Source organism: Peribacillus sp. BM1, from assembly GCF_056679975.1.
Genome location: NZ_CM155259.1, coordinates 1823533 through 1850143 on the forward strand (window position 1 = coordinate 1823533; position 26611 = coordinate 1850143).

27 protein-coding genes, 3 pseudogenes and 1 riboswitch are annotated in these 26611 nt (G+C 37.2%); of the genes and pseudogenes, 19 read left to right on the forward strand and 11 right to left on the reverse strand.

Going from position 1 to position 26611, the window contains the following annotated elements; genetic code table 11:
- Window positions 1–6: 6 nt before the first annotated feature.
- Entirely contained in the window at window positions 7–816 is an 810-nt protein-coding gene (locus AC1MGI_RS08745) for a helix-turn-helix domain-containing protein (protein ID WP_480349367.1), read from the reverse strand.
- Window positions 817–1307: 491 nt separating this feature from the next.
- A complete protein-coding gene (locus AC1MGI_RS08750; RefSeq protein ID WP_480349368.1) occupies window positions 1308–2348 on the reverse strand; it encodes a hypothetical protein in 1041 nt (346 codons plus the stop codon).
- A gap of 95 nt (window positions 2349–2443) precedes the next feature.
- Here AC1MGI_RS08750 and AC1MGI_RS08755 point away from each other — a divergent pair, with 95 nt between their 5' ends.
- The 3 genes from AC1MGI_RS08755 to AC1MGI_RS08765 all read left to right on the forward strand — a co-directional run bounded on the left by AC1MGI_RS08755 (window position 2444) and on the right by AC1MGI_RS08765 (window position 4796).
- Complete coding sequence (locus tag AC1MGI_RS08755) at window positions 2444–3559, forward strand: RNA-guided endonuclease InsQ/TnpB family protein (RefSeq protein ID WP_480349369.1); 1116 nt, start codon at window positions 2444–2446, stop codon at window positions 3557–3559.
- Between the two features lie 741 nt (window positions 3560–4300).
- Window positions 4301–4558 (forward strand): hypothetical protein, encoded by a 258-nt coding sequence (locus tag AC1MGI_RS08760; RefSeq protein WP_480349370.1) that lies wholly within the window; start codon window positions 4301–4303, stop codon window positions 4556–4558.
- Window positions 4527–4796: a type II toxin-antitoxin system RelE family toxin gene (locus AC1MGI_RS08765; protein WP_480349372.1), complete on the forward strand. Its 270-nt coding sequence runs from the start codon at window positions 4527–4529 to the stop codon at window positions 4794–4796. The genes AC1MGI_RS08760 and AC1MGI_RS08765 overlap by 32 nt, the downstream gene beginning before the upstream one ends.
- A 348-nt stretch (window positions 4797–5144) precedes the next feature.
- On the opposite strand, the gene AC1MGI_RS08770 is transcribed toward AC1MGI_RS08765, so the two are convergent.
- Entirely contained in the window at window positions 5145–6287 is a 1143-nt protein-coding gene (locus AC1MGI_RS08770; RefSeq protein WP_480349374.1) for a hypothetical protein, read from the reverse strand.
- Between the two features lie 48 nt (window positions 6288–6335).
- On the opposite strand from AC1MGI_RS08770, the pseudogene AC1MGI_RS08775 reads away from it, so the two are divergent.
- From AC1MGI_RS08775 to AC1MGI_RS08815, 9 genes and pseudogenes are all read left to right on the forward strand, one after another.
- A pseudogene (locus AC1MGI_RS08775) lies at window positions 6336–6724 on the forward strand (MerR family transcriptional regulator).
- Between the two features lie 105 nt (window positions 6725–6829).
- A complete protein-coding gene (locus AC1MGI_RS08780; protein WP_480349376.1) occupies window positions 6830–7420 on the forward strand; it encodes an NAD(P)H-binding protein in 591 nt (196 codons plus the stop codon).
- Window positions 7421–7766: 346 nt separating this feature from the next.
- Complete coding sequence (locus tag AC1MGI_RS08785; protein ID WP_480349377.1) at window positions 7767–8771, forward strand: aldo/keto reductase; 1005 nt, start codon at window positions 7767–7769, stop codon at window positions 8769–8771.
- 103 nt (window positions 8772–8874) lie between these two features.
- A riboswitch (PreQ1 riboswitch) is annotated at window positions 8875–8918 on the forward strand.
- A gap of 53 nt (window positions 8919–8971) precedes the next feature.
- Complete coding sequence (gene queC, locus AC1MGI_RS08790; RefSeq protein WP_062183892.1) at window positions 8972–9631, forward strand: 7-cyano-7-deazaguanine synthase QueC; 660 nt, start codon at window positions 8972–8974, stop codon at window positions 9629–9631.
- A complete protein-coding gene (queD, locus tag AC1MGI_RS08795; RefSeq protein ID WP_480349743.1) occupies window positions 9631–10107 on the forward strand; it encodes a 6-carboxytetrahydropterin synthase QueD in 477 nt (158 codons plus the stop codon). The genes queC and queD overlap by 1 nt, the downstream gene beginning before the upstream one ends.
- Complete coding sequence (gene queE, locus AC1MGI_RS08800) at window positions 10100–10828, forward strand: 7-carboxy-7-deazaguanine synthase QueE (protein WP_480349378.1); 729 nt, start codon at window positions 10100–10102, stop codon at window positions 10826–10828. Before queD ends, queE begins: the two co-directional genes overlap by 8 nt.
- A 19-nt stretch (window positions 10829–10847) precedes the next feature.
- On the forward strand, window positions 10848–11384 hold the full coding sequence (locus tag AC1MGI_RS08805; RefSeq protein ID WP_480349744.1) for a VUT family protein: 537 nt from the start codon (window positions 10848–10850) through the stop codon (window positions 11382–11384).
- Between the two features lie 297 nt (window positions 11385–11681).
- Complete coding sequence (locus AC1MGI_RS08810; protein WP_480349379.1) at window positions 11682–12005, forward strand: tRNA-Val4; 324 nt, start codon at window positions 11682–11684, stop codon at window positions 12003–12005.
- A pseudogene (locus tag AC1MGI_RS08815) lies at window positions 11983–12320 on the forward strand (zinc-binding dehydrogenase); the annotation flags it as partial. The gene AC1MGI_RS08810 and the pseudogene AC1MGI_RS08815, both read left to right, overlap by 23 nt.
- Window positions 12321–12434: 114 nt before the next feature.
- Here the strand turns inward: AC1MGI_RS08815 and mgrA are convergent.
- The 3 genes from mgrA to AC1MGI_RS08830 form a co-directional block, all read right to left on the reverse strand.
- Complete coding sequence (gene mgrA, locus AC1MGI_RS08820) at window positions 12435–13427, reverse strand: L-glyceraldehyde 3-phosphate reductase (RefSeq protein WP_480349380.1); 993 nt, start codon at window positions 13425–13427, stop codon at window positions 12435–12437.
- 288 nt (window positions 13428–13715) lie between these two features.
- Window positions 13716–14180, reverse strand: coding sequence for a DUF5342 family protein (locus tag AC1MGI_RS08825; protein ID WP_480349381.1), 465 nt, complete (start codon window positions 14178–14180; stop codon window positions 13716–13718).
- An 83-nt stretch (window positions 14181–14263) separates the two neighbouring features.
- Window positions 14264–14578: a PepSY domain-containing protein gene (locus AC1MGI_RS08830; RefSeq protein WP_480349382.1), complete on the reverse strand. Its 315-nt coding sequence runs from the start codon at window positions 14576–14578 to the stop codon at window positions 14264–14266.
- Window positions 14579–14834: 256 nt separating this feature from the next.
- Here AC1MGI_RS08830 and AC1MGI_RS08835 point away from each other — a divergent pair, with 256 nt between their 5' ends.
- Window positions 14835–15440, forward strand: a complete 606-nt coding sequence (locus tag AC1MGI_RS08835; protein ID WP_480349383.1) for a methyltransferase domain-containing protein — start codon at window positions 14835–14837, stop codon at window positions 15438–15440.
- Between the two features lie 174 nt (window positions 15441–15614).
- The gene (locus tag AC1MGI_RS08840) at window positions 15615–16253 is read left to right on the forward strand and encodes an esterase/lipase family protein (RefSeq protein ID WP_480349384.1); all 639 of its coding nucleotides are present in this window, start codon (window positions 15615–15617) and stop codon (window positions 16251–16253) included.
- 579 nt (window positions 16254–16832) lie between these two features.
- Here AC1MGI_RS08840 and AC1MGI_RS08845 read toward each other — a convergent pair.
- Entirely contained in the window at window positions 16833–17426 is a 594-nt protein-coding gene (locus AC1MGI_RS08845; RefSeq protein WP_480349385.1) for a TetR/AcrR family transcriptional regulator, read from the reverse strand.
- A gap of 604 nt (window positions 17427–18030) precedes the next feature.
- On the opposite strand from AC1MGI_RS08845, the pseudogene AC1MGI_RS08850 reads away from it, so the two are divergent.
- Window positions 18031–19511: pseudogene (locus AC1MGI_RS08850) on the forward strand (aldehyde dehydrogenase family protein).
- Window positions 19512–19769: 258 nt separating this feature from the next.
- Here the strand turns inward: AC1MGI_RS08850 and AC1MGI_RS08855 are convergent.
- Complete coding sequence (locus tag AC1MGI_RS08855; RefSeq protein ID WP_082675133.1) at window positions 19770–19892, reverse strand: DUF4023 family protein; 123 nt, start codon at window positions 19890–19892, stop codon at window positions 19770–19772.
- A gap of 346 nt (window positions 19893–20238) precedes the next feature.
- On the opposite strand from AC1MGI_RS08855, the gene AC1MGI_RS08860 reads away from it, so the two are divergent.
- From AC1MGI_RS08860 to AC1MGI_RS08875, 4 genes are all read left to right on the forward strand, one after another.
- Window positions 20239–20973 (forward strand): ABC transporter ATP-binding protein, encoded by a 735-nt coding sequence (locus AC1MGI_RS08860; RefSeq protein WP_480349386.1) that lies wholly within the window; start codon window positions 20239–20241, stop codon window positions 20971–20973.
- A complete protein-coding gene (locus AC1MGI_RS08865) occupies window positions 20970–21725 on the forward strand; it encodes an ABC transporter permease (protein WP_403074293.1) in 756 nt (251 codons plus the stop codon). Before AC1MGI_RS08860 ends, AC1MGI_RS08865 begins: the two co-directional genes overlap by 4 nt.
- Before the next feature lie 44 nt (window positions 21726–21769).
- Window positions 21770–22300, forward strand: coding sequence for a GNAT family N-acetyltransferase (locus AC1MGI_RS08870; RefSeq protein ID WP_480349387.1), 531 nt, complete (start codon window positions 21770–21772; stop codon window positions 22298–22300).
- Between the two features lie 152 nt (window positions 22301–22452).
- A complete protein-coding gene (locus AC1MGI_RS08875) occupies window positions 22453–22803 on the forward strand; it encodes a hypothetical protein (RefSeq protein ID WP_403074289.1) in 351 nt (116 codons plus the stop codon).
- A gap of 952 nt (window positions 22804–23755) precedes the next feature.
- On the opposite strand, the gene pcp is transcribed toward AC1MGI_RS08875, so the two are convergent.
- Genes pcp through AC1MGI_RS08890 form a run of 3 tightly spaced genes read right to left on the reverse strand, consistent with a single transcriptional unit; the run spans window position 23756 to window position 26054 of the window.
- A complete protein-coding gene (pcp, locus tag AC1MGI_RS08880; RefSeq protein WP_480349745.1) occupies window positions 23756–24403 on the reverse strand; it encodes a pyroglutamyl-peptidase I in 648 nt (215 codons plus the stop codon).
- Between the two features lie 2 nt (window positions 24404–24405).
- Window positions 24406–25368, reverse strand: coding sequence for a DUF979 domain-containing protein (locus AC1MGI_RS08885; RefSeq protein ID WP_480349388.1), 963 nt, complete (start codon window positions 25366–25368; stop codon window positions 24406–24408).
- On the reverse strand, window positions 25365–26054 hold the full coding sequence (locus tag AC1MGI_RS08890) for a DUF969 domain-containing protein (RefSeq protein WP_480349389.1): 690 nt from the start codon (window positions 26052–26054) through the stop codon (window positions 25365–25367). The genes AC1MGI_RS08885 and AC1MGI_RS08890 overlap by 4 nt, the downstream gene beginning before the upstream one ends.
- Window positions 26055–26611: the final 557 nt, after the last annotated feature.

Genomic DNA, 26611 nt, shown 5'->3' on the forward strand with positions numbered 1-26611 from the left:
TGCCAATTAAACTTGCCACGCCATTTCTTCATTTGCAGCTTCTTCCTCAAAGTCAGGAAATACAGAGTCATAATATAATTGATCGAGCATATTGGATAATGTCCCGTTATAATATCCAGCAAGATTGCGGATGTTTTTTCGTTTTGTAGCCTGAAAGGACGTCTTAATCGCTGAAATGCCAATTTGTAAAAGCTCTTCCTGCGTATAAGTAGTTTTTATATAATGCGTTTGTGCGACATAGATGCCATAAAGCTTGTCCACTAAAGGGCAATCACTGACAAAATTATGAATCATCTCCTTAAATCGTTGATAAGCAGACGAATGACTGTCTTGATACGTATGATCTAATTCTTTATTTTTTTGCTTAAAAGGAATGCAGCTTTTTGGTGTGACATTTTCAGGTACCTCTTGTGTGACAACTTCTTCTTTAGCGGCAGATTGATCGACTTGCACAAGTTTTTCTTTCTGAATGAATTGAATCACAATCGCATTGGATGTTTGTTTCATATCCGTTGTCCGCTTCATTTCATATTGCCGAATCACACCGAGTTGTTCCAATTTAAGGCAGACTCGAATGACTGTTCTCCTGCTTTTTCCAATCATCTCGGCGATTTTCGTTTTACACAAAAAACTCACACCCGGATACACACAACTATATCTTGCAAGAAGGCGTAATACCTCCGTTTCTGTTTTCGTTAAATCTAAAGAATCTAAATGAAGCAAAACCGCCTCGTTTAATTCTTCTACCGATGTAAATGTTGCTAACTCTTGATACGTTTGAACCCCTGCAATATATTCAATCCTTTTCTTCGCCATCTAAAATCCCTCCCGTTATGCAGAGAATTCTGCTTGTCACTCTCTTTATAACTTCGGAAAGGGGGAAAGTAGCATGAGGAGAAAACTTTTTTCAAAAAAATAGAATCTGTAAAAATACTACTAGACTTCGACATGTGCACAGAATAATCCAGCTATGAAAGTAATTATATAGCGCTTACTACTTCTAGTAATTCGTAGCTGTGCGATCAAATTGGTTAAGAAAGGATTATCAAACTGCTAGTATTAAAACCTACTTGTTCCAACATTAAAAAAATTTCTAGGTAATTTCACGATATAAATTCACTTTGAATCCATTATAGGAAGATCACAAGTAGTGCTAGGCATCTGAATTTACATGGGGATGTATGATTATTACTTGATTATTCCTCCAAAGAATGGCTTATAAGAATTGTGCTTTAGATTGTGAGATAACCAATTAAGAATAAAATCAGAAAAAGGCACTAGCATTTAAGCTTGTGCCTTACTTGATTCTATTGTGCAGATGGAGCAAATGTTTTGGCAATATGAGTCGTAACCGGGCCATACTTATCCTTTTTATTTGCCGGGTAGGAAATGATAAATTTATTGAAGACTTCTTGGCCAAAAAAGAATTTATTATAAAAGATTTGCCCATTATCTTCATAGGAAACTACATACCAATCATCTGTCAACTTTTGATAGGCAATTTGTCCAGGGATGCTATTTAATTCTTCCTGGTAATAGGTTTCGATTGTTTCTCCTTCGCTCACAATATTCGTATGGCCGCCATAGGCAGTGACTTCAAATTCTGCATTATAGAATCTTGCTCCATCGCCATTAGTAGGGGGAGTATTCATCGTCAAACCTTCTGGATATTGCATTGAAAAACCAAAACGATCGTTCGCGTATGGACGATACTTGAATTTTTCAGCTTTCTTTTTTTTGTCCTTTTTGCTGTTTGATGTTTCTTCGTTATTACCTGTTTCATTTTGTTGCGGTACAGGTTCATTGGTCGTTAAAGCTACTGTTACTTGTTCAGTTAGTTTAGTCAGTTCAGATTGATAGTCTGCTAGACTCTTGTTTGTTTCGATGTCTTTTTGTAAAAGCTGAATCTTTTCTTCTGCTAAATTGTAGCTCTCTTTTGTAATTAGGCTTTTAACGAGGTCAAGATTTTTTTGGAAAGAAGACGTGATATTTTGATCTGTAAGGATAAGGTCTCGAAGATCTTTCGCTTCTGACTGCAAGGTTTTTAATCCATTTCTATGATTCATGACTGTATTAAGCGAATCAATGGCAGAATCATATTGTTTTTGTTCATAGGCGCTCACCGCATTTTTCATCTGAGTGGCTTGGTCAAAGTAGGCGGAGGCATCTTCGTCTCCTCTTTTTTCTTTTAATGCTAGTTCAAAATGGATAGCTGCTTGATGATAATCCTTTACTATCAAGCTTTCGATTCCCTTATCCATCGCATTTTGATATTTGTCATTAGAACAAGACGCGAGTAATAATAAGCTAACAATGATAAGTGCTAGTATCTTGAATTTTGATTTCATCGAAACTTCCACCTTGCCTTCTCCTTTCTTTGTTTAGGTTATTTATTTTCACTAAAAATTTGGTATAATTTAGTTAGTGAAAGGTGGTGAAAACAATGTCTACAATTACTGCAAAAATACAAATCTATGTTTCCGATAATCAAGTTCAAAGTTTAAGGATAACGACTATTGCTTATCGCAAAGCTTGTAATTGGTTATCGAAATACATATTTGAAACAAAAAACCTAAACCAAACAAATATTAATAACTTGTATTATTCTGATTTACGAAATCAATTTGGACTAAAAAGTCAAATGGCTCAATCCGTGATGAAAACCGTAATCGCTCGTTACAAGTCAGCTAAATCGAATGGACATGAATGGTCTTTGATTGAATTTAAACTTCCAGAATATGACCTTGTATGGAATCGTGATTACTCACTAACCCAAAATCAATTTAGTGTGAATACACTGGATGGTCGTCTAAAGCTAAATTATGAGCGCAAGGCTATGAAGGAATACTTCAATGGTACTTGGCAATTTGGCACTGCTAAATTAGTGCATAAGTACAAGAAGTGGTTCTTGCATATCCCGATGACAAAAGAGTACCAAGTGTTAGACTTAGTAGATGTAAACAATATTGTCGGTGTTGACTTAGGAATTAACTTTCTTGCTACTACTTATGATGGTCAAGGTAAAACCACTTTCTATAATGGCAACATTGTTAAGCATAAGCGTGGTAAATTTAAAGCTACTCGCAAACAACTGCAAATGCGACAAACACCATCTGCTCGTAAGAAACTAAAACAAATTGGTTCAAGAGAAAACCGTTATGTAACTGATGTAAACCATCAAATTACAAAGGCACTCGTTGATAAATACCCTAGAAGTACTATGTTTGTTTTAGAAAATTTGACAGGCGTTCGCATCTCGGCTGAAAAAGTACGAGTAAAAAATCGCTATGTTTCGGTGTCTTGGGCTTTCTATCAGTTCCGTCAAATGCTTGAGTATAAAGCTGAATTGAATGGACAGAAAGTAATTGTGGTAGACCCAAAATACACTTCTCAAACTTGCCCTAAATGTGGACATGTTGAGAAAGCGAATCGTAATAAAAAGCTACACACTTTTAAATGTAAAAATTGTCAATACCAATCAAATGATGACCGTATTGGTGCTATGAATCTACACCGTAAAGGAATTGAACATATTGGTGTAGTTACCGCAGGAGTATAGCTCTTGCGGTAGGGGCGAAGTCAACCGTCCTTATGTTCCACCATACTAAGGTAGGAGAGCGTCGCTCGTTCGCACTACTGGGTAGGAACAAGCGTAATTGCACTCTATGAGGGTAGAGGCACTGTCAAACCTTGACAGACACAAGCCCCCACTTCAAGCGACCTGTAAGGGTGATAAGTGGCGGGGCGTTGACATGTTCTCCATTCCATTACGTAATTCAATAACAAATCAAATTCTACCAAATGATCAAGGTTTTGTCTTAAATTTCTAAAAGGATTAAGTTATATTTACACGTAGATAAATCATTGAAAAAAGAAGCACCGATAAAATTAATATCCAGTAAGGGGTTCCTTCTAGTTGGAATGGTATAATATAACTATCCAGGTCAATAGATTTCACTGAACCGTCCAATACGTGGGCACTTGAGATCGCATTAGCCTGAACATCAATAGAGATATAATTAATGTTCATATTGCCAGTTAAACGGTTAAACTAGCCATTTTATTTCTTCATTTGCAGCTTCTTCCCCAAAATCAGGAAATACAGAGTCATAATATAATTGATCGAGCATATTGGATAATGTCCCGTTATAATATCCAGCAAGATTGCGGATGTTTTTTCGTTTTGTAGCCTGAAAGATGCTTGCATCTAATCTTATTAATAATTAATCTTTCGGTGAAAATACTATATAATAACTCGTAAAGAATATATCATAGAAAAAGAAAGGATTAAGTGATTATTATGGCTATTCGTAAAGAAGATCTTTATAAAATGATTGATGGACTTAATAATGCGGATAAAAAGGCAGCTTTTGATTTCATGCAATTTTTAATTGAACGTTCAAAGAAAAAGCCGGTACATTGGCAAGCTATTGATGAATTGAATCCAGATGATGAACCTTTAACTGAAGAAGAGAAACAACAACTTCAAAGTGGTGACGGATATATTTCAGGAGAGGATGCAAAACGTGAATTCGGACTACAAATTGATTTACCATAAATCTGCCGTTAAATTCATTGCAAAACAAGATAAAACCTCTCAAGAAAGAATTGTAACTTGCTTAAAAGGTTTGTTGATTACTCCACCAGAAGGGGACATTAAAAGTTTAAAAGGATATGAAAATCTATATAGATTAAGAATAGGTGGTTACCGTATTCTTTTCAATATAGACCACGAAGAAAAGGTTGTGTATATACAAGCTATTGGTAATCGGGGAGATATTTATAAACAATCTTAAGGTTCATTGTCTATCCCAATGACCTTTTTTATGAATAAAGTGAAATTTCAAACTGAAGAACGAACCCATGGAAGAACACTATTATGATGTATGATAAATCGATATTAAAAGAAATGATGCTTTTGAATGATTAATGAGAATCAATCACCTTTTACATCTCTGTTATCCGCAACTACCCACTTTAGCTACTTCTTTAGTAGCAATAATGAGACAACTAAAGAATAAGTCACCCTCAGAGCCATAGGCATTTGAATTGAAATCCATTTATTGCTGGTAAAAATCACTTAGAAATACATAGCGAACAGTGAAGTGTGTTGTTCGCTATGTACAAATCAATTCTCTTTTTATTTATTCCAGATAGCTAGTAAACCAAGCTGGTCTTTTGTCGGTTGATTTACTGCCATTATAGGCAAAGGTGAATGTAGAATACCATGCCTTATTGGCTCCTAATATAGTAATCGTTTGTTTTATCTGTTCCTCAATCTCGTCTAATTGTTTGGATAGTGAACTCTCGCTTGTCTGAGAAAATTGGATCAGCCATGCATTTCCTTTCGCCGAGTTTATAGCCTTTTCTAGATCGTTAAATCTCTCTGTCCATGTATGAACGTCGAATGATTCAAGTAGATCAGAGTATAGGTTAGGAAGTACAGCCTTTAAACGCTGTAAAAGCACTTCGCATCTTCGACTTTTTCTTCCGTATTCATCAAGTTCTATCAGTTGATCTTTAGTAGTTGCATAACTTTCTACATCTCGTATCATAACTGTTTCAATTATTTGATCGACTAGATTGTGTTTTTCATTTGCATTGACCGATTGTTGAATCGTCTCTGTAAGCTGCTGGAACCATCCTTTGAGATCTTCGAGTTCTTCATTCAGGGTGACGAATTCTAAATCTGATAGAAGATCAGTAACTTGATTTGCGTCGAGCGGTTTTCCAAAAATAAGAGGTACGTCATTAAAATCAGCTTGGATATGATTAAGAATTTCTTTAATACCTAAAAGAAGTTTGAAAGGTTCTATGATGTCTTTTATTCTTGCTACTCTTAAAGAGCGTGATTGAACAGCATCCAGTTCAACCTTCAATTGTTCCTGGATCATCTGCTCAATTTTTCGTAGAGTATGATCTGTTTTTATAGTTTCTTCCAATAAATGAATAGGTTCTAAAGAATCACACTTTCTTCCATTAATTCGTACATCTTTGACGATATACCATGCCTCTTTGACTGCTTTTGGACGCAATAAAGGCATGCCTAATCCTTTCCCATTTTTAAAATGAGAATGCAGTTGAGTAATATCAGAGCCCAATTGGGAGATAGGAATTTCTCCAGTTCCAGTTATCTCAGTTAAGCTATGCTTTACAGCCAATTCTTTGATTGTTTCAATCCACCTGGATATTTGACTATAAAACTCTTCCCAAGGACTAAATTTTGATTGAAGTAGGTCATGCCATGCAGCTTGATCACCTTGATTTGTATTTAATTCACCAACCATACTGGAGGAAAATAAAATGATAGAACATAACAAAGTAGTCGTTATTACATGAACATAAAAGTAGTAAGTGAAAAACTAGTGTGTCTGCTGATACGATTCGTTACTACGAACGTATCGGCTTAATACCACCAGTAAAAAGAAATAAGAATGGTGCACGTGATTTTGACGATGAAGATATCCGCTGGATTGAGTTTTCTCGGCATATGCGTGAAGCAGGGTTATCCATTGAAGCACTAATCGAATACATTGGGTTGTTCAAAGATGGTGACGATACTACGATCCCAGCTCGTGTGGGAATTTTATGTGACGAACGCGACGAACTAAAAAAACGTATTGATATGATGCAAAGTGCACTTAATCGTTTGAATTATAAAATCGATAACTATGAAAGTCATGTTGTTCCAGCTGAAAAAGGACTTCGTGAATTTGATGAATGAAAGTTGCACACAAAAATTTATTTTCGATGTTTCTACATATATGCGAAACGGAGTGGGAAATAAGTGAAAATTTTGATTTTAGGTGCAGCTGGTCAAGTTTCTCGTATGTTAACTAACCGCTTGCTCAATGAAATAGATGCAGAAATCACTCTATATGCGAGACACGCCAATTCTCGTTTAAAAGCCGCAAGTAAACGAGTAGAAATTATTGATGGTGACTTCAATGATAAAGCAAAACTAGTCGAAGCAATGTCTGGCGTTGATGTTGTTTATTTAAATGATATGCGTAACGCAAAAGCAACACAATCTATTGTTTCGGCAATGGATGAAGCTGGTGTAAAACATCTGATTGGTGCAACAGTCTTAGGTATTTATGATGAAGTCGCTGGTGCATTTGGCCGCTGGAATGATGCAATGGTCGGATCTAGCGTAGCATTATACAAATCTGCAGCGAAGGTAGTCGAAGACTCTGACCTAGATTACACACTACTTCGTTTAACTTGGCTTTATAACCAAGAGGGTAACGAAGATTATGAACTGACTATAAAAGGGGAACCATTTATTGGCGCACAGGTTACACGACAGGCTGTAGCGCGTTTGATCATGGATTTACTTGCTGATAATACGAAATATATTGGCAAAAGTTTAGGAGTCAGTGAACCCAATACAGATTTTGAAAAACCGTCCTTCTATTAGTATTTCTCAATAAAAGGGGAGATCTACTATGGAAGAAAAAGTAATAGCTGGACGTGACCGGTTTGAGGAATGCGTACAAAATTAAACTATGATGTTTTATTCGGGCAAGTATGAGGTGGGAAGAAGAATTAACTCCAGAAGTTTGATTACATAACTGCGCTCATAACTTCAGGTGTATTTTAACAATTACTAACTCATCTCGAAAGGGAAAGAAAATGACTTACAAAAGATGAAATTATCGAAATGACCACTCTTCTAGCATTTTATGAAGATTAGCCAAAAGCTAAATCTTCTTTTGCGAGTGTTTTCTAAAGTATACGGTACATAAAACAGAGGAGGCTATATTATGGAATATGTAAAGTTCGGTAATACTGGTATGGATGTTTCTCGTATTTGCTTAGGAGCGATGGGGTTCGGGGATACTGAAAAATGGACCCACAAATGGGTTTTAGATGAAGAACGTAGTCGTCCAGTCATCAAAAAAGCTCTCGATTTAGAGATTAATTTCTTTGATACTGCGAATATCTATTCAATGGGCGAAAGTGAAAAAATTCTCGGACGGGCATTGAAGGACTATGCTAAACGTGACGATATTGTTCTTGCAACAAAAGTTCACCAAACAATGCGTCCAGGTCGTCCTAATAGTGGCGGATTATCTCGTAAAGAAATTATGAGCGAAATCGATCAAAGTTTAAAGCGCTTGGAAACAGATTATGTAGATTTATACATTATTCACCGCTGGGATTATGACACACCAATTGAAGAAACTATGGAAGCTCTTCATGATGTCGTTAAATCAGGAAAATCTCGTTACATTGGTGCGAGTGCTATGTACGCTTGGCAATTTCAAAAAGCGCAACGTGTAGCAGAACGTAATGGCTGGACTAAATTTGTATCCATGCAAAACCACTACAATATGATTTACCGTGAAGAAGAGCGTGAAATGATTCCGTTCTGTCGTGATGAAAACATTGCGATTACACCATATGGCCCACTCGCTTCAGGTCGTTTGACTCGTGATTGGTCTGAAACTACTCTTCGTTCTGAAACAGACATGGTTCAACATTCAAAATATGATAGTATGATGAAAGCTGATCAAGGAATTGTAGAACGTTTGGCTGAAGTAGCAAACAATCATGGTGTTACTCGTGATAAGATTGCGTTAGCATGGCTTCTTAACAAGGATCAAGTTGTTGCGCCAATCATCGGTGCCCAAAAAGAAAGTCATCTTGAAAGTGCCGTAGCTGCACTTAATATTCAGTTGACTCCTGATGAGATGAATTATTTAGAAGAGTTATACATTCCCCACCCAGTAGTAGGGGCTCTTCCAAAACCAAAATTCAATAAATAAAGGGATAATAATATGTACCAAAATATGCATTTTTTATTTTTAGTTTGAAGATCTACTGATTTTAGTCTAAAATGAACTGATGTAAATATAAATCCGTTTAATTACGGTAGAGGTTTCTAGCTACCCTCTCTAAAAAACTAAGGAAAACAGCACTGCTTTCTTAGTAGTGCTGTTTTTCTGTCGAAAAGGGGATTTTTTTAATGAAGCAAGAGAAGGCAGTAGTCGTTTTTAGTGGTGGTCAGGATAGTACGACTTGTTTATTCTGGGCGATGAAGCAGTTTAAAGAAGTCGAGGCAGTTACGTTTGATTATAATCAGCGCCATCGGTTAGAGATTGATTGTGCCAAGCAGATTGCAGATGAACTTGGCATTAAACATCATATTCTGGATATGTCGCTGCTCAATCAATTGGCGCCGAATGCGTTAACGCGTGATGACATTGCTGTAAGTGAGGGCGAAGAAGGAGAGCTTCCTTCTACGTTTGTTCCGGGGAGAAATTTGTTGTTCTTATCCTTTGCTGGGGTACTTGCCAGCCAAGTTGGTGCAAAGCATATTATTACCGGTGTTTGTGAAACAGACTTTAGCGGCTATCCGGACTGCCGAGATATTTTCATAAAGTCGTTAAATGTCACGCTGAATCTATCGATGGATCAGCCATTTGTGATTCATACACCGCTTATGTGGATGAATAAGGCGGAGGCCTGGGGCATGGCGGATGAGTTAGGTGCTTTGGAATTTGTTCGCAATAAGACATTAACCTGTTATAACGGAATCATGGCAGATGGTTGCGGGGAATGTCCGGCATGTAAATTGCGTCAAAAAGGTCTTGATGACTACTTGAGTCAGAAGGGGCAGAAATGATGTATGGATTTCGTATTGTAGATAAATTACAAAAGATCAATGAAGATATTAAATCCGATCAATTAAAATATCATACCAAACGAGTACTTGTTAGTAAGGAATTTACCTTTGATGCGGCTCATCATTTACATTGCTATGAAGGAAAATGTAAAAACCTTCATGGCCATACGTATCGCGTTATTTTTGGACTTAGTGGTTTTATCGATGATCGTGGTTTGCTCATTGATTTTGGTGACATTAAAGAAATTTGGAAAAATGAGATTGAAATTTTTCTTGATCATAAATATTTAAACGAGACGTTACCTTTAATGAATACAACGGCTGAGAATATGGTTGTTTGGATTTATGAAAAAATGGTGGAAGCATTAAAAAATAGACAAGAACAATATGATGGAGCAAGAGTTGAATTTGTCCGTCTTTATGAAACACCGACAAGCTATGCCGAGGCAAAAAGGGAGTGGATGGAAGTTGAGTAAAATTCCTGTGATGGAAATATTCGGTCCAACCATTCAAGGGGAAGGCATGGTCATCGGTCAAAAGACGATGTTTGTCAGAACGGCGGGCTGTGATTATTCTTGCTCATGGTGTGACTCGTCATTTACATGGGATGGATCCGGTAAACATCTCATTAAGCAAATGGAGCCTGACGAAATTTTGCAGCAGTTAAGAGAACTTGGCGGAGACGGATTTTCTCATGTGACCATTTCAGGTGGAAACCCCGCTCTGTTGAAGAATCTTGCTGGATTTGTCCAATTATTAAAGCAAGAAAACATGAAGACCTGTCTGGAAACGCAAGGCTCGAAGTGGCAAGATTGGATGCTTTCAATCGATGAGTTGACGATCTCGCCGAAGCCACCTAGTTCAGGGATGAAAACGAACTTTGACTCACTTGATATGATCTTCAATAAGCTCATGTCAGACGATTTTTCAGGAAATGTGAGTTTAAAGGTCGTTGTATTCAATGATGCTGATTTTGACTATGCAAAGGAAATTCATAGAAGATACCCTGGCATTCCTTTTTATATGCAGGTGGGAAATGATGATACGAAGACTGTAAATGACGCAGCGTTAATTACTCATTTGCTGAAAAGATACGAAGAGTTAATCGAACAAGTGATACAAGATGAAGAGTTAAAAGAAGTTAAAGTACTCCCTCAACTCCATGCATTAGTATGGGGGAATAAACGAGGGGTGTAAGAGAAGAGGAGTATCGATGATCAGAATTTTACTATATTTAATTGCCATTGTAACAGCCAACGTTGTGACGGCTTCTTTTGCACCGTTATCGATCGGTGTGTTTATTGTGCCAATGGGAACACTGTTTATCGGGGCAACTTTTATCCTAAGAGATTTGGTTCAAAATGCATTTGGCAGAAAGAAAACCTATTTGGCAATCGGAATCGCTTTAGCAATGTCGGCGATTGTGTCATATATATTGGGAGACACATTATTAATCGTTCTTGCGTCCGCCATTTCGTTTGTCATCTCGGAAACAACGGATACAGAAATTTACTCAAGATTGAAGCTGCCGATGGCTTGGCGAGTTTTTTATAGCGGTTTAGTCGGTGGTTTCCTTGACTCTGCTATCTTTGTCATTATTGGCCTAAGCCCATTGGGTGCCAATTTCCTACCATGGGAAGCTGTACCTTTTGCGATTCTTGGTCAGGTCATTGTAAAGACGGTTATACAGAGCTTTGGCGCAATGGTGCTCCATCGCGTAATCATTTCGCGGAACCGAGTAGAGGTAGCTTAAGTAATTGCTAAGAAACTATGATACTGCTAATATGGCATGAAAAGATAAAAAATCAGGAGTTAGAAGAGGCGGTATTTTCTAGCTGGTATGTGATTCCTTGATGAAATGATTAATCTTTATTGAACTTCAAAAAATAGCCCGAATTTTAGTCATATGTAAAGTGACCAAGATTTGGGCTATTTATTTTTATAGTCAAGGAGAAACAAATAATCAACAGGCGTGGTACTTAAATAAAGATGGATCCATACAACGGCATATCCATTATATAAAAAATAATCTAGAAGGTGATCAAAGCTTATGAAATATTCTTATGAGTTTAAGGAAGATCCATTTGGCGATTTAGGAATAGTTTTGCAGGAAGAAATAAGTCTTTTCTCAGACTTTATTGAAAATATTGCGTTAGAAGAACAAGTCGATGAATATATAGAACATATCGAAAAGATTTTAAAAGGGACATATGAGGATTTTGAAATTCAATTAAATGCAACAAGTATACTCATAAAAAAAGATGTGACAATTGTTGAAAACCTTTTTAGGATTGAAGAACCTTATGAAAACACGATAGAAACCAAGCAATTTAAAGAATTACTATTAATATGGCGAGATAAATGTTACTTATGAAGTGACAGGGGTACCGCCAGTCTTAGTACAAGCCATCAACTCAACAAAAATTAATGGGGAAACGATGATTGTAAGTATTTTTGAAAAAGAAGCTCCCATCCATCCACAAAATATCGTTTTGAAAGAACGCACTGTAACAGGTATTATCGGATACCACGATGTATTTCCAGTTGTTATTAGTTTAATGGCCAAAGGATACTTCCCAGCGGATAAACCAGTAACAAAGCGTACAAACTTGATGAAGTGATTGATGAAGGTTTTGAAGGCTTGTTAAAAGAAAGAAATCAAGTAAAAATCTTAGTGAAAGCTGAATAATTCTAAAGCCGGATTTCCACAAATAGGGGAAATCCGGCTTTTTAGTTGGGTATAAACCTGTTGTGGCAAAAGAAAGTGCACCATTTGCCTACCATACTACCGTTCTTTCAATTATTAACTTTTTAAGATGTCTTCAATTCTATCAAGCTCTTCTTGAGTAAATGAAAGATTATTTAAGGCTGCAACATTTTCTTCAATTTGACTTACTCGACTTGCGCCGATTAAAGCTGAAGTAACCTTTCCATCTCTTAGTACCCAAGCAAGTGCCATTTGCGCCAGGTTTTGACCGCGTTCAGCTGCCACTTGATTTAATTTTATTACACGATTTACAACTTCTTCACTCACTTGATCTGTTCCTAATGCACCAGTAGATTTAGCAGCTCTGGAATCAGTCGGAATGCCATTTAGATATTTATTTGTTAAAAGGCCTTGTGCTAAAGGACAGAATGCAATCGATCCAACACCATTTTCTTGTAATACATCTTGCAGGCCATCCTCAATCCAGCGGTTCAACATGGAATAGCTAGGTTGGTGAATGACAAGTGGAGTGCCTAACCGATTTAGAATTTTAATCGCCTCTTCTGTTTGTTCCGCAGTATAACTGGAAATGCCTACATATAAAGCTTTCCCTTGGCGAACGATTGAGTCTAACGCACCCATCGTTTCTTCTAAAGGCGTGTTTGGATCAGGACGATGTGAGTAGAAAATATCGACATAATCCAGTCCCATCCGCTTTAAACTCTGATCTAAACTTGCGACAAGATACTTCTTTGATCCCCATTCACCGTATGGACCTGGCCACATATAATAACCAGCTTTCGATGAAATGATCATTTCATCTCGATAAGGAGCAAAATCCGTTTTTAACATTTTCCCGAACATTTCTTCGGCGGATCCAGCAGGTGGACCATAGTTGTTTGCTAAGTCGAAATGGGTGATCCCTAAATCAAAAGCTCTTCTTAGCATGGCGCGGCCATTTTCGTATGTATCTACTCCACCAAAATTATGCCATAAACCAAGTGAAATTGCTGGAAGTTGTAGGCCAGATCGCCCGCTTCTACTGTATTTCATTTCATCGTATCGAGTATCTTCCGCTTTATAAACCATTGTAATCCTCCTAAAGAAGTGATACTTCATATTATACGGCTTCACATCGAATTGTCGATATTTTTAAACTATTTTTTGAAATCGCTTTAATTTACTGGAATTGAGATTTCCCGCACCAGAATGCTCTATAGTGCGTGTTCAAAAAGAAGGATAAAAGAGCCGAGAAGTTCGAGGAGCTCATACCTCGAACTTTTCGCGTATGCAGTAATACGTAAGTAAGATCGGACTTTTTGAACAACTTCCTATCGAAACCAATACGGGGTTATTATGTTTGACTTTAAGCAACCATTAAAGAGCTTGATCTTCACACAATGGTTTTATTGTAAAATCTTGATATGCGTGGCTCTTCATCAAGTCATACACTTTAGATTCCAAATCTTGAAGGTCGTCTTCGGAAAGATTATTGTTAGGTTGAGGATGGAACCATTGAATTTCTTCATCGTGGAAAATCCCATGATAATGATCCCCTTCAAAGTTTAATGTAAACTGCTGACGCTCATGGACTTGATCCTCGAACAATGGTTTTACTATAAACCCTTGATATGCGTGTTTTCTCATCAAGTCAAACACAGTGGATTCTAGAACTTGGAGATCCTCTTCAACAAGCCTAGTATTAGGTTGAGGATGAAACCACTGAATGTCTCCCTCATGGAAAATCCCTTGATAAGTATAGCCTTTAAAGTTTAGTGAAAACTGCTGACGTTCATGAACTTGATTTTCAAACAAACGTTTTACTTTAAACGCTTGAACCATGATAAAACCTCCTAAAATTTTTACCTCTTTGGATTAGAATGGTCCTTGCTAAAACCAATGCGCTAGGAATGATAAGGTGTGAGTTACCTATTTAACATCTTGGTCATGTCAACATTCAAAATGTCTCCAGATGATGCATCAATATCCACATCATATTCTGTATTTCGATTCATAATAGAAATTTCGTATTTTTTAATCCCATGATCTTCAATGGTATGAGTGTTCGTTACTAGACCACCTTGAGATGTGTCTAAGGCAATCGTCTTTGCTTGTAATTCATTTATCATTTGTGAAGGTGCATTTGATAATTTCGTTGTTGGGTGGTTATCAATCATTGCATGAGCTCCTAGACCACCTACGATTAAAGCACCTGTTAATAGCATTGGCATCAAGTTCATTCTTGATAACCTCCTCGTTTTGTTTATATTAGTATCATAACGGCTCGAGTTTAAAGTAAAAGAAGAATAACCTTAAAATTCCCTTAGAAAAGTAAGAGAACGTACTAATCCAATCGTAGATGTCTAAATTTGATTTGGATTGAATAAAACATAGATTGGCGATATCTATGCGTGTTCAGGTAAAAAAGTCGAATGGTATTCACATAGAAAAAGCTATATGATTAAAGAATAAAGTTTTAAATCGAGGAGAAAACCCATGAATGAACAGTATTACGATGCGTTACTAAACATAAAAACAGTAGGTGACCAAAAGGGATTCAATAATTCTATGCATTATCATCGTTATGAGCCAACTCCATATCGTGCACTCGAAACATTATTTAATACATATGAATTGAAAAGTAGTGATCGTGTTGTCGATTTTGGCTGTGGAAAAGGACGGTTAAATTTCTATATCCATCATTTATTTCAGGCGACTGTTGTTGGGATTGAAATGAACGAAAGATTTTGTAAAGAAGCGATTGAAAATCGAACTAGATATTTGAAGAAGGCAAAAAGTAGAACAGATAAAATCCATTTTCACTGCTCTTTAGCAGAGGAGTACCAGATTAATCCGTTAGATAATCGTTTTTATTTTTTTAATCCATTTTCGATCCAAATTTTTATGCAGGTTATTAATAATATCTTGTTATCTGTAGAAGAGTTCAAACGGGAAATCGAGCTGATTTTGTATTATCCGTCAGATGATTATCTTTATTTTTTAGAGAACCAAACGTCATTTGAATTAAAAGAAGAAGTCATCCTGCCAGACTATGCGCATAATCCTTATGAGAAATTTTTAATTTATCGATTAGGATATTAGAAGGATGTAAGGAAGGTACGATAAAAAAGAAAAACAGCCATCTTTCTATTGCTGAATTGGCCAACTGCTTAAGCACTGTAACCAGGGGTAGAAAAAGTTACCGGTTGATTCTCCCTCCAAAATGTATAACACTTAACGTAGCAAGAAAGCAGTCAAGCACATAGGAGGAGAATTATGAAACATAAGAGATTTCTACTTTTGCTAATGGTATGCATGTCTATTATTTTTTCTGTGGCTACTATTTTGCCTTCTGTTTCTAAAGCACAGACAAACGGCCATGATCCGGTTATCTTCATTCACGGTGCAGGTGGAAGCAGTACAGCCTTTTCCGGCATAAAAAATTACCTGAAAAAACAAGGCTGGTCCGATGATGAACTGTATGCTATTGAATTGATGAATAAATCTGGTGTTAGTTTGAACAATCAAAAACAGCTTGCTTCTTATGTAGATGAAGTGTTAAAGAAAACAGGAAAGAATAAGGTTGATATTATTGGACACAGTGCGGGAGGCCTGAATACCCTGACTTATATTCTCGATGGTGGCGGAAGCAAGGTAAACGATGTGGTAACGTTGGGTTCTCCAAACAAATATGTAACATCGAAAGCTCCCGTAGGTACAGATCCTAACCATAAAATCCATTATACTTCGATTTATAGTACCAACGATTATGTTGTACCCACTTGGCTTTCAACACTTCAGGGAGCGAAAAACGTTCAAATCAGCGGTGTAGATCACGTTGGGATGCTCATCAACAGTAAAGTCTACGAGCTGATTCAAGAAGGATTGAATGGCGGAGGGAAAAATACAAATTAATAAAAGATTCTTATCTTGAACTTAGTTCTTTTCAACAATACTAATCACAGCCTGTCTAATTCTTTACTAGAATGATAATAATTGAAGCCAGCCCATAGGTCAGACAACTAACCTACTGGGCTGGCTTTTTTTGTACTTTAGGAATTACAGGAATCAGGTGTAGCTTTGAAAAAAAGTTTGATAAAAGCCATAGCGTTATTCTTTATCTTAAGACGTACAAAAAGCGCTCGTATTAAACAAAGTTTGATTAAAATGAGTGCTTTTATTTTCTCTATTCAGTTCTTTTTAGAATGAAATCTGATCATACTTATTCAACTATCGCGAGTTTGTTATAGTATTTGTCTAATTTTTGATAATTAATACTTGTGATATTTTTGAAAATCTAGAAGAAAACACTCCACTAAACAAGAATTTTAAGAGGGATACTCGCACATAAAATGGAACCTTACGAAATTATTCATGGATCAAGATGGACGTGTTGTACATCGTTTTGCGTCAACAACTAAACCGGAAGAAAATGAAGTGGATATTGAAAAAATATTGTAAATATGCAAGGCATCATCCGAATTCTTAACATATTCAGTCATTGATATGAATGGAAGGAGCACTCATGCTACAGATTTCTATTAGCTGTTTGGCTAATTCAACTGGGGGTCGTTCATAATTACTCTGAATCCACTCTAGAATAAGTCCCAAAAAACCATAGGTGCGAAAAGTAATAAAATGATCACCATTACGATCTACATGTTGGTCGGCTGTAAATGTGATTTCCTTCTGTAATAGATTAATCGTATGGACAATCTGATCAAGTAAACCAGGGATGGGGTCAGTTGCAATTAAGAGTCTAAAGTAGGAGGCATGTTCATAAATATATTGAAATATAGCAACTGAAGATGGAGAAAGCGTATCAACTTTCAAATAGTTTGATTGTTGATAAGGTTGACGGTTTGCTTTTTTAAACCCTTCAATCATCTCCTCTACTAATTCTTCCTTTAAAGCCTCCTTACACGTGTAATAATTATAGAAGGATGATCGGTTATAATCTGCTCGCTCAACGATGTCTTTGACGGTGACATTAGAGTACCCTTTTTCTTGAATTAACGAAGAATAGGCTTCTTTAATGACCCTTTTCGTTCTCCGTACTCTTCTATTTACCCCATGCTTATCAGTCATCACAAGCACCCCCGAAAAGTTTTTTCATCGCATTGAACACAATATGAAAAAGTGTTGTCTAGGTAGACAAATTCTCATATTTTAATGATTGTTTCTTTTTGTATAGTTGATAAACTAATACTAACAGCAAGTAGTACTTTAAAGAAGATGAAATGCGAGCGCTTTAAATAATGATAACAAATTTAGAGCTAAATGTAGTGTAAGAACTACCTCATTTTCGTTCTAAAGAAATAATAAGGGGGATTTTGTTATGTGAAGGTTAGATGTAAAAATAGTAGCTCTTGGTATAGGAGGAGTGCGAGCAAGCCGCCTAAGAAGATTATTAACTGAAGGTGTAATGGCTAAATAGGTTGGGTGTGGTATAAGTAGTAATATTTCGGTTGGACAAGCATACCATTAGAAGGAAGCTGTGGCAAAATGGAAGACGAATATACACTGGAAATTTCGTACGTGTTTTTCATAAAGTAGCAACGGGCATCATTCGAATTGGTCAGCGTTTAAACGTTTCTAACGAGCATATTAACATGGACCTTTATGTGGATCGTTTTATTTTGTTTTTTTACAAAGTAGTTAAAAAATTTTAACAACGGAATGGGGAATTATTATGTCTACAACATTAATTTCGTTAAACTCTAAAGCTGTTAAATTTACGTCTACCCCGAAAAACATGTTAATAAATGGACAATGGGTGGAAGCTGCTTCAGGAAAGAGATTTGAAACAATGAATCCAGCAAATGGTGAGGTTATTACTTCGGTTCCAGAAGGGGATAAGGAAGATATTAACCGTGCAGTAGCTGCAGCACGTATTGCATTTGATGAAGGACCATGGCCCAAAATGAAACCAGCTGAACGTGCTAAACTACTGTTTAAATTTGCTGATCTAATTGAGGAAAATGCTGAAGAACTTTCTCACTTGGAAACGCTTGATAACGGGGCACCAGTTAATTTCACCGCAGGAATGGCAAGCTCGGCTGCTGAAAATATCCGGTATCATGCAGGATGGGCAACCAAGATTACAGGGGAGACCATACCAGTTTCTGTTCCAGGAAATATTTTTAACTATACAAGACGGGAACCAATTGGGGTCTGTGGTCAAATTATCCCTTGGAACGCTCCATTGTTGATGGCAGTTTGGAAGTTGGCAGCACCGTTATCAGTAGGGAATACGGTCGTGTTGAAACCAGCAGAAAACACACCATTGACGGCATTACGATTAGGTGAACTGATTCAAGAAGCTGGCTTTCCGGATGGGGTCGTCAATATTGTGACTGGTTATGAGCATTAACTGCACATCCCGATGTCGATAAAATTGCGTTTACCGGTTCAACGGCAGTTGGGAAACAAATTATGCAAGCTGGTGCAGTAAATGTTAAGAAAGTCTCACTAGAATTAGGTGGTAAATCAGCGCACATTATTTTTGCTGATGCGGATTATGATGTAGCTCTTCGGAATGCAGCTAATGCCATTTTTATGAATTCAGGCCAAGTCTGCGTGGCTGGTTCCCGTTTATTTGTTGAGAAGAAAATTTACGACCGATTTATGAGTGATTTAAGTGAGTATACGAAGAATTATAGAGTGGGTGACGGATTTGACCGATCAACCGTTTTAGGACCTCTCATTTCTGAAAAGCAAAAAAATCGTGTGTTGAATTATTTGGATATTGGACAGCGAGAAGGTGCTGAATTGTTAGTTGGCGGTAATACGACAGCGAGTGACTTGGCAAAGGGCCATTATGTCAAACCTACTGTGTTGGCTAATGTAACGAATGATATGAGAATTGCTCAAGAAGAGATCTTTGGTCCAGTCGTTTCAGCTATGCCATTTGATGATATTGATGAAGTCATTAAGCTAGCAAACAAAACAGATTATGGCTTGGGTGGAGGGATCTGCACAACGGATGTCCGTAAAGCACATAAAGTAGCCCATGCAATGAAAACAGGTAATGTATGGGTGAACACATATAGTCTCTTAGATCCAGCTTCTCCTTTTGGCGGATACAAACAAAGTGGAATCGGTCGGGAAAATGGTTCAGCATCGATTGATATGTATACAGAAGTCAAGAATGTCTGGATTAATTTAGATTAAAGATTTTATATGGATAGCGAGTTTCAATACTGCTAGATACTTGATTTATAGAGAAAACAAGGGCTGTCCCGAAAGTCGAACTATCGACTTATCGGGTAGTCTTTTTTTCTTTATAAAGAGTATAGAAAAGCCCATATTAATGAAGCGATTTGCTACTTTTCAAACACTGTCGAATAAAAGAGTTGCTTCAAGTTGAACTGAATAATATCTCCCAAACAATCCACTAACCTGATTTTTAGGGAAATAAATTTATAATCGCTACTGATTATTTGGCAATTTCTCTTCAGGATGACCGTTACCTTGCCTCTTTTTATTTCGTTCGTTTTTTTTCTTTGTTTCACGTAATTTTTCTACATAATCATGCGTACTTTCTTGTTTCATTGTTATTCCTCCTCGTTAATCAAGTAGTTTTTAATGTAACCAAAAACACTAGAAAGATGCATAATCAACAAATAAAATTCCTCATTCGGCCTAACTCTCAAAGCGATAAGTTAATAAATCTGAAACCCTAAACAGGTTACTCGTATCATGCTAGCCTCTAGACTAAGCCAAATCTAAGGATTATTAACTTCATTCAAACTGTTAGGGCAGTATAGTACCAAAAATTATAAAATTTGTTTTACGAACAACAAATTTTGTAAAAAGAGCCTTAAGCTATAAAAAATAGAAACTAGATAGTATATACTCGATAATAAAGAAGGATGATGGGGAGTGATGGCTACCAATTATGACTACGGAAGTTGAATTCATAAACGTCAGTAAATCATATATGAATCAGCACGAGGCGGTCGAAGTATTAAAAGGAGTTAGCGGAGAGATAGAAGAAGGGGCGATTGTTACGATTATTGGACCATCGGGATCAGGGAAGAGCACGATTTTATCACTTTGTAATTTGTTGCTTACTCCTGAAGAAGGGGAGGTACGAATTCGAGGAAAGGACGTTCGAGAGTGGAATATCCAGGAGCTTAGACGTCGGGTCGGGATTGCTTTTCAAAGCGCTCCTATGCTAAGAGGAACTGTGTTAGATAATTTGTCCTTGCCTTTACGGCTGCAAGGTAGAACATTAGAAGATCCAAAGAAGTATATGGAGTTTGTCGGTCTAACAGAAGATCATTTATCCCGTCAAGCCAAAGAGCTTTCGGGTGGGCAGAGGCAAAGGTTATCGCTTGCTCGAACACTTGTAAATGATCCAGCTATTTTATTGCTCGATGAAGTGACATCCGCATTGGATTCTTTGTCTGCACATGAGGTAGAAGAACTTATTTTAAGGATTAACCGTGAACAGCAAACGACGGTTCTTTGGGTTACTCATGATCAATCACAAGCAGAAAGAGTGGGCGATCAAACGTGGCTTGTGATCGATGGGAAAGTAGTCGAAGCGGCTCTTACTAAGCAATTTTTTGTTAAGCCAAAAGAAGAGCAGACGAAACAATTTTTGGAGTTGAGGAGGGAGTACAAATGAGCTTGATTGCCCTTCTCTTTAGTTTTGGATTTGTTATTTTTTCCTTTTTTCTTTCACAAGCATTTAAATTGGGACTTGGTCGAGACCTAATTATTACGAGTATTCGGGCTACTATTCAATTATTGATTGTTGGCTATATACTTAACACCGTATTCGGTTTTGAGAATCCACTTGCGATGATTTTGATGCTTCTAGTTATGGTGTTCGTAGCAGCTAAAAATGCAGCGAAACGCGGTAAAGGTTTGCCACGTATTTTTTGGAAAATTTTCTTGACGATTAGTATCGTTGAGATAATAACTCAAGGTTTTTTACTTGGATTACAGATCGTACCGGCGACTCCGCAGTACATAATCTCGATTAGTGGGATGATTATCGGTAATTCAATGGTTATTGCCAATCTTTTCTTAAATCGTTTAAAAGCTGAGTTGGAAATGAGAAAAGAAGAAGTTGTGCTCGTCTTGTCACTTGGGGGCAGTGTAAAACAATCCATATATCCAATCTTAAAACAATCCATACGGTCAAGCTTAATCCCAACGATTGAAGGTCAAAGAACAATTGGTCTTGTCCAGCTTCCCGGTATGATGACCGGCCAAATTATAGCTGGAGCTGATCCTGTACAAGCCGTCCGCTTTCAACTATTGATTGTATTTATGATCTTATTTGCAGCAGTCCTGACCGCTATTATCCTGGGCTTTCTCATTTATCCTGGATTATTTAATAAGAATCAGCAGCTGGATATAAGTGCTTGGTAAAATACAAGATTTGAGAATTCAAATCATATAGAAAGGTGATCAAAATGAACATTACAATCAAACAAGAAACCAGTTCGGATTATCGTGCAGTTGAATCTCTAATAAAGTCAGCTTTTGAACATGCAGAATATACCGATCATGATGAACACAATCTAGTGGCGAGGCTGCGAAAGAGTGATGCTTTTATTCCAGAGCTCTCCTTACTTGCCGTACTGGAGAAAGCCATTGTTGGTCATATTTTATTTACAAAAATCATGATACATAATGGAAAAGAAAAGTACCCATCCCTTGCTCTTGCACCAGTTGCAGTTTTACCTAATTACCAAGGAGAAGGTGTTGGTAGCAAGCTCATTCTAGAGGGAATAAATCGAGCAAAATCTTTGGGTTTTGAATCTGTAATTGTGCTCGGGCATGCAGATTATTATCCACGCTTTGGGTTTGTTCCAGCAAGCAAATATAAGATATCGGCACCTTTTGAAGTGCCAAATGAAGCGTTTATGGCATTGGAGCTGAGATCGCAAGCTTTAGATCATATTACTGGAACCGTAGAATATGCGAAAGAATTCTTTGCATGAGTCAGCTATTTGAATGAAACGAGGCGGGTAGAAGTTGAGTAAAGGTGAGAAGCTCCAAGACTGTCTTCACGTCTGAATGTATCGTAGCAAAGAATCAAATAATATTTAGGAGCAACAATCAAATAACTTACGAATTGAAAGGGAGAATCTTCATGAAATTGAATCAAATTGTGGACAATGTAAAATCGACTTTTCGACAAGCTGCTGTCCGGGTGAAATCTGCCATGACAGGAACAACTACTACGATCCAAGAATTGGCGGACTATGTACTCCATCATTCAAAAACACAACAAGAAAATCGTACGCTTTTAGGGATCTCCTATTCGTTTTATCATTTGGAAAAAGAGGGGATTCACTATTATTTAGAAATGAGGGGCACTCATATTTTACAGTTGGACGTGCAGACGACTGACGAAAAGATTGTATCCTATCGTTCTTATCGTGATCAAGCTCAGTTACATATTAAAATGAAATTTCACGAACCGCTTTTAGGTCAAGCCTAATAATAATAAGCGACCTGATTATCTCTTTAGAATAACCAAGTCGCTTATCTATTTTCTTTAATCATGATGTCTATCCTTTCACTTTATCAATTGGTCTTCCAATGGTTTCGGGGCATAATCATCAAATTGATTAAACATATAAGTGAGGTACGAGTTTAATTCAAACCGATCGTCTTGAAAAAAATCAGTCAACCTTTTTGTGTTTTCTTGCAATACATTCACCTCCAGCTAACTATTAAACTGCCTTTATATTATAATTGCCAACTATAATTCTTTTATACATGAAAAGTAAAAAAATAGTAAAGTTTAAATGAATGGGATAAACCAGCTTTTTGTATGAAGGAAAAGGGGGACAGAGCTACATGAATCTAAGAAGCATGAACAAATAACTTGAAAGATAACACAAGATTTGTATAAGAACTTGTCGTGTTGCTCCGCACACCCTACCTTATTGGAGGTAGCTTGGATATTTATGAATGTAAACATCCTTCATACTAAAGGTTGGCTTCAAAACACCATACTCGTTTTTGCTATAAAAATGTTTATGAAAGAACTCTCCTGTATTGGCCCCGCCTTCGCCGAATACAATGATGACCCCGCATGTCACCCGCCTATTAATGATTTTAATAGAAAACGCTTACATTTGCAAAGATTTCTGTAAATCAAATTTCGACATAATAATAACTGGCACCATTTGCTTGGAGGGGACTTCAACTGGCTTTCCTTTCATAGATGATAGATTGTCTTTCTCATAAGAGCTTTTCGCAAGTCTAAAGAGTTGTCGAAGAAAAAGGAGGATGTCCTAAAAAGCAAAGGGTCAGCCCCCGCAACAACTAAATACAGTAAAAGATACGTGTATGAGACACTACATACTGATTTAGAGTGCTAGGTCAGACCCTTATGTGAATCCCTTTAAATATAAGTAAGATTTAGCTCGTATCAAAATGAGAGATTAGTGAATTGTACCACCAATTTCGCGAATATCCTCTTTTTCAGTAGCTGCAATGACTGCTCCGGTTTTGAGCCCACGCACAACAATTTCAAGACTTAAGCTAGGAGAACCATTTTCAATCGTCTGCTCTGGAATATATGGAATATGGATAAAGCCGCCACGTATGTGCGGTGCATGATTAGTTAAATAGTGCATTAATCCATAAAATAGATGGTTACAAACAAAAGTCCCTGCAGTATTGGAAACGGAAGCTGGGACTCCATCTTTCCTCATCTGATGAACCATCCGTTTGATCGGCAAAGTTGACCAATATGCAGCTGGGCCGTCCTTTGAAATGGGTTCATCAATCGGTTGTTTTTTCTGATTATCTGGAATTCGTGCATCATCGACATTAATGGCGATTCGCTCGGGGGTTATTTGTGTACGTCCCCCTGCTTGGCCAACGCAAATGACAACATCAGGTTTATGTGTTTCAATCGCTTTTATCGCAGCTTTGATTGAATCATGAAAGACAGTGGGCACTACTTGAGTTACAATCTCCACGTCATCTATGATGACACCTTCTAATTGCTTGACTGCTTCTAGAGCTGGATTTATTGTATCCTTACCAAATGGATCGAAGCCGGTTACTAATACCTTTTTTCTCATCATTAGACCTCCAATTTTACAAGTAAATACATAAGTATGATATTGAATGTAAGCACGATTAATGCTGTTGGAATTTGTACACGGATGACATGATTTTTATCCTTCAAATCTAATAAGGCGGCAGGGACGATATTGAAGTTTGCTGCCATTGGAGTCATTAGTGTTCCACAATAACCAGCAAACATAGAGATTGCGGCAATGTGATTCGGATTTGCATCAAATTGATTAATTAAAAATGGCACAGCAATGCCTGCAGCCATTACTGGAAACGCTGCAAATGCATTTCCCATAATCATCGTAAATAGTGCCATTCCAATGCAGAACACAAAAACGATCATAAATAAAGAGTTTTCCGGGATGAACTGAGTCACAACATCAGATACAACTGTTCCGACTCCAGCTTGTGTAAAAATCGTTCCTAATGTTGCTAAAAGTTGTGGCAATACAACTGCCCAGCCGATCGCTTCTAAAAGACGGCGAGATTCCTTTATCGCTGTTTGTGGTGTGTTTTTTGTTAACATCATTGCTACTATTATCGCAATCAAGCACGCAACACCTAATGCTACCAATGTTGTATTTTTTGGATCAAAAATAAACAAGGAACCAATTTTTACTCCTTCAAACCCCTTTGCTCCGGCAACTGTTAAGATGGGGATAAGTAGTGCAGGTAAAAATAACCAACTACCTAAACGTTTACGTTGTGTTTCTCGTTGTTGATCGGATGATTCACCATATTTACCTTTGCGAAGCCCACCCATTCCAACGATAAGTACCATCAAAATAACCATTAATCCAATATAAAATGGTGGGATAACACTTCCGAATAATAGTGTGATGGAATAGATGAAATAAAATAATCCAGATAAAAGGCGACGAGGGTTCGCTTTATCAGCAAAAGTATATAAGGAACAACATAATCCAATGATTCCCATTATAATATAAATAAATTCAACTGAAAAAATCATCTAATCACATCCTTCTTAGCTTTTGAACCTAATTTTCGATCAAGCTTCTTATCAAATAAGTAAAGTCTAATTGAATGAACAATTAAGGCGAAAATCGCTGTAGGTATCCCCCATAGTGCCATTGAAATTGGATCTGCTTCAATTCCATTTTGATCAAAGAAGCCTTTCATTAATAAAATCGCTCCAACTGCTACAAATATATCCTCACCGAAAAATAGGCCGATATTATCAGCAGCTGCCGCATGTGCGCGAATTTCTTCCCGATCTTCCTCTGGAACTTCCCCATATTTTGCCTTGGCAGCTCCTTCAGCCATCGGTGCTAGTAGAGGACGTACAGTTTGAGGGTGCCCACCAATACTAAGTAATCCGAGAGCAGCCCCAACTTCACGACAAAGTAAATAAATAGTGATAATTCGTCCAGCCGTCGCTGCTTTAATTTTTGAAACGAGATGTCCTGCTTGATTTTGTAAGCCACTTCTCTCTAATAGTCCAATTACCGGAAGTGTTACGAGTAAAATCGACATATAACGATTCGTTGTAAATGCTTCCCCGAATTGCGTAATGATGTCCACGATCGGTAGACCTGCAATTAAGCCAGTCACCAAACCGGATACTGTCACGACAACAAGCGGATTTAACCTTATTGCAAAGCCTATAATAATTAAGGCAACACCAAATAATACCATATTAGTCACATCTCCTTAGGTGCAATTTATCTGAAAAATAGCACTTCAATTTAGTGTAAATGTTATTTTATCATAATTTAATTCATGAAAGATAGGCATTATTTTTTGTGAACTATTAAAGGGAAACTTCAATCAGTGAGGGGATTCATCCCCTACCTACGCTTTTTGATTCCTCTAATCCTTGAGGTGGGTTCTTACTAACCGTTAGTGCGGGATAAATAATTATCAGAGATAAAAGGCTGAACAAGAAGCGTATCTACAAGAAATAACTAAGTGTAAACAACTAGTAGGGCAATGGGAGTAGATGATGATGAAGTTGACATTCATCATCTGGATAGTATTTTAATAAAATACTTCATTCCCTTACATTCTATTTGGAAAAATACAAAATGGGAGTGGATGTAGTGTTTCTTTTTGGATAGTATGGGTCTTTTCCTTCTGTTATCAAGACCATTACATAATGGATTGTTTCAAACAAAGATGATCTCATCAATTACCCTCCATAGTAGCCACTCTCAAATCAATAGACCGGATATTCTTACAAAGAAGCAGGGCAA

Excerpts from the sequence above, each read along its gene's own strand:
- AC1MGI_RS08745 (WP_480349367.1), bottom strand. The coding sequence starts at position 816 with ATGGCGAAGAAAAGGATTGAATATATTGCAGGGGTTCAAACGTATCAA.
- AC1MGI_RS08750 (WP_480349368.1), bottom strand. The coding sequence starts at position 2,348 with ATGAAATCAAAATTCAAGATACTAGCACTTATCATTGTTAGCTTATTA.
- AC1MGI_RS08755 (WP_480349369.1), top strand. The coding sequence starts at position 2,444 with ATGTCTACAATTACTGCAAAAATACAAATCTATGTTTCCGATAATCAA.
- AC1MGI_RS08760 (WP_480349370.1), top strand. The coding sequence starts at position 4,301 with ATGGCTATTCGTAAAGAAGATCTTTATAAAATGATTGATGGACTTAAT.
- AC1MGI_RS08770 (WP_480349374.1), bottom strand. The coding sequence starts at position 6,287 with ATGGTTGGTGAATTAAATACAAATCAAGGTGATCAAGCTGCATGGCAT.
- AC1MGI_RS08780 (WP_480349376.1), top strand. The coding sequence starts at position 6,830 with ATGTTAACTAACCGCTTGCTCAATGAAATAGATGCAGAAATCACTCTA.
- AC1MGI_RS08785 (WP_480349377.1), top strand. The coding sequence starts at position 7,767 with ATGGAATATGTAAAGTTCGGTAATACTGGTATGGATGTTTCTCGTATT.
- queC (WP_062183892.1), top strand. The coding sequence starts at position 8,972 with ATGAAGCAAGAGAAGGCAGTAGTCGTTTTTAGTGGTGGTCAGGATAGT.
- queD (WP_480349743.1), top strand. The coding sequence starts at position 9,631 with ATGTATGGATTTCGTATTGTAGATAAATTACAAAAGATCAATGAAGAT.
- AC1MGI_RS08810 (WP_480349379.1), top strand. The coding sequence starts at position 11,682 with ATGAAATATTCTTATGAGTTTAAGGAAGATCCATTTGGCGATTTAGGA.
- mgrA (WP_480349380.1), bottom strand. The coding sequence starts at position 13,427 with ATGGTTTATAAAGCGGAAGATACTCGATACGATGAAATGAAATACAGT.
- AC1MGI_RS08825 (WP_480349381.1), bottom strand. The coding sequence starts at position 14,180 with ATGGTTCAAGCGTTTAAAGTAAAACGTTTGTTTGAAAATCAAGTTCAT.
- AC1MGI_RS08830 (WP_480349382.1), bottom strand. The coding sequence starts at position 14,578 with ATGAACTTGATGCCAATGCTATTAACAGGTGCTTTAATCGTAGGTGGT.
- AC1MGI_RS08835 (WP_480349383.1), top strand. The coding sequence starts at position 14,835 with ATGAATGAACAGTATTACGATGCGTTACTAAACATAAAAACAGTAGGT.
- AC1MGI_RS08840 (WP_480349384.1), top strand. The coding sequence starts at position 15,615 with ATGAAACATAAGAGATTTCTACTTTTGCTAATGGTATGCATGTCTATT.
- AC1MGI_RS08845 (WP_480349385.1), bottom strand. The coding sequence starts at position 17,426 with ATGACTGATAAGCATGGGGTAAATAGAAGAGTACGGAGAACGAAAAGG.
- AC1MGI_RS08855 (WP_082675133.1), bottom strand. The coding sequence starts at position 19,892 with ATGAAACAAGAAAGTACGCATGATTATGTAGAAAAATTACGTGAAACA.
- AC1MGI_RS08860 (WP_480349386.1), top strand. The coding sequence starts at position 20,239 with ATGACTACGGAAGTTGAATTCATAAACGTCAGTAAATCATATATGAAT.
- AC1MGI_RS08865 (WP_403074293.1), top strand. The coding sequence starts at position 20,970 with ATGAGCTTGATTGCCCTTCTCTTTAGTTTTGGATTTGTTATTTTTTCC.
- AC1MGI_RS08870 (WP_480349387.1), top strand. The coding sequence starts at position 21,770 with ATGAACATTACAATCAAACAAGAAACCAGTTCGGATTATCGTGCAGTT.
- AC1MGI_RS08875 (WP_403074289.1), top strand. The coding sequence starts at position 22,453 with ATGAAATTGAATCAAATTGTGGACAATGTAAAATCGACTTTTCGACAA.
- pcp (WP_480349745.1), bottom strand. The coding sequence starts at position 24,403 with ATGAGAAAAAAGGTATTAGTAACCGGCTTCGATCCATTTGGTAAGGAT.
- AC1MGI_RS08885 (WP_480349388.1), bottom strand. The coding sequence starts at position 25,368 with ATGATTTTTTCAGTTGAATTTATTTATATTATAATGGGAATCATTGGA.
- AC1MGI_RS08890 (WP_480349389.1), bottom strand. The coding sequence starts at position 26,054 with ATGGTATTATTTGGTGTTGCCTTAATTATTATAGGCTTTGCAATAAGG.